A 1,988-nucleotide genomic window follows, 5' to 3' on the forward strand; every position below is an offset into this window, starting at 1 on the left:
GGCGGCGCTCTTCGCGTACCAGTGGGTCGGGGTGCTGTTCTGGCTGATCGTCATCGCCGCCGTGCTCTGGCTGTTCCGACGGATCCAGCGTCCCGACCCCGGGGACACCAGGCTCTATCGCGAATTGCTGCAGCGGGGGAGCGACACCCTCGGGTTCTGGGGAACGTGGGCCGGCAACCTGCACTGGTATTCCGACGACCGCGAGTGCGCGGTGGCGTACCGGCTCGTCGGCGACGTCGCGCTGGCCGTCGGGGACCCCCTCGTGCCGGAAGGCCGCCGATCGGAGACACTGCAGACGTTCTCCGACTTCTGCGTCGAGCACGGCTGGACGCCCGCCTTTTACAGCATCCACGAGGACACCGCCGCCGACCTGGATGCCCTCGGCTGGCGGAACGTGCCCGTCGGAGTGGAGACGGTGATGGACCTCCCCGGACTGACCTTCGCGGGGAAGGCGTGGCAGAAGGTGCGTCAACCGCTCACGCGTGCGGAGCGCGAAGGGTACGCCGCGGTCTGGACGCGCTGGCACGACCTCACGGTCCCGCAGGCTTCGCGGGTCATCGCGATCGACGAGGAATGGGTCGCCGACCGGGCCCTCCCCGAGATGGGCTTCACGCTCGGCTCACTCGACGAGCTGCGCGACCGCGATGTCCGCCTCCTCCTCGCTGTCGGACCGGAGGGACGCATCGAGGCGGTCACGAGCTGGATGCCGAGCTGGACCGACGGTGCCATCACGGGGTGGACGCTCGATTTCATGCGGCGCCGCACCGACGCCCCGAACGGGATGATGGAGTTCCTCATCGCGAAGGCCGCGCTGCAGCTGCAGGCGGAGGGCGTGGAGGTGCTGAGCCTCTCCGGCGCGCCCCTGGCCGAGTCGCCGGAGGCGCTCAGCGACGTCGACCCGGCGCCTCTCCGTGCTCTCCTCCGGTGGCTCGCAGAGGTGCTGGAGCCCGCGTACGGTTTCGCGTCCCTGTTCCGTTTCAAGGGCAAGTTCCGTCCGCGCTACCGCCAGCTGACTCTGGCCTACCGTGATCCGCTGGACCTGCCGGCCATCGGTGCGGCGGTGGGCCGAGCGTACCTGCCGGACGCCTCGCGTCGTGAGATCGTCGCCCTCGCGCGGAGCGCCTGGGGAGGGCGCCGGTGAACGCGCTGCTCTCGATCGAGTTGATCGACGGTCCGTTGCTTCGGCTCACGGCCGCGGCAGTGGTCATCGCGGTCGTCCTCGTCGTGATGTGGCCACCTCGTCGACCGGCGCGAGCGCTCCTCATCGGCGCGTCCGCGGGTGCGTCGATGTACCTGATCGCCCGTGCCCTGAGCCATTTCCGGGTCTTCCAGGGTCCGCTTCCCGTGGGGGCGGCCCGATGGGCGGGTCTCGCGTTCGCGGGAGTCGCTGTCGGCGTGGTCGGATTGGCTCACGCGCCGTGGGGGAGACGCGTGATCGGTGCGGTGCTGGTCGCGTGTTCGGCGGCGATGGGCTTCCTCGGCGTCAATTCCTCCTTCGGTATCACCCATACGCTGGCGGCCGTCATCGGAGTGCAGGCGCTCGATCGCGCCGAGCTCCCCGCGGCGAACGGCGGGCCGGGAGATGCCGGCGACATCTGGCGGACGACCGACGGATGCCAGGGGTCCTGGCATCCATCGGGGTGCGCCCTAGCCCTTGAGGCCGCCGGCGAAGCCCTGGATGAAGCGCTTCTGCGCGAAGAGGTAGAAGGCGAGGATCGGCACCATCGAGACGATGACGATCGCGAAGATCTGGTTCCAGGCCGACACCAGCGAGCCGATGTAGTAGTACATGGCGACCGGAAGGGTCTGGTTGGCGGAGCCGCCGAGGAAGATCAGCGACGTGAAGAAGTCGTTCCACACGATGAGGCCCGCGAGGATCGCGACCGTGCCGGTGGCCGGCGACATGAGCGGCAGGACGATCCGGAAGAAGATCTGCGTGCGGTTCGCCCCATCGATGGTGGCCGCCTCTTCGTATTCGGTGCCGAGCC

At 69.3% G+C, this 1,988-nt stretch carries 2 protein-coding genes; one reads left to right on the forward strand and one right to left on the reverse strand.

All coding sequences use genetic code 11. The features are described 5' to 3' along the window. On the forward strand, nucleotides 1-1,141 hold a 1,141-nt coding region (locus I5G_RS09995; RefSeq protein ID WP_022878932.1), incomplete at its 5' end, for a bifunctional lysylphosphatidylglycerol flippase/synthetase MprF. A gap of 506 nt (nucleotides 1,142-1,647) precedes the next feature. Here the strand turns inward: I5G_RS09995 and I5G_RS10000 are convergent. Further along, the coding region (locus I5G_RS10000) for a carbohydrate ABC transporter permease (RefSeq protein WP_022878933.1) at nucleotides 1,648-1,988 on the reverse strand (341 nt) is incomplete at its 5' end.

This window comes from Microbacterium sp. B19, from assembly GCF_000333395.1.
GTDB lineage: Bacteria > Actinomycetota > Actinomycetes > Actinomycetales > Microbacteriaceae > Microbacterium.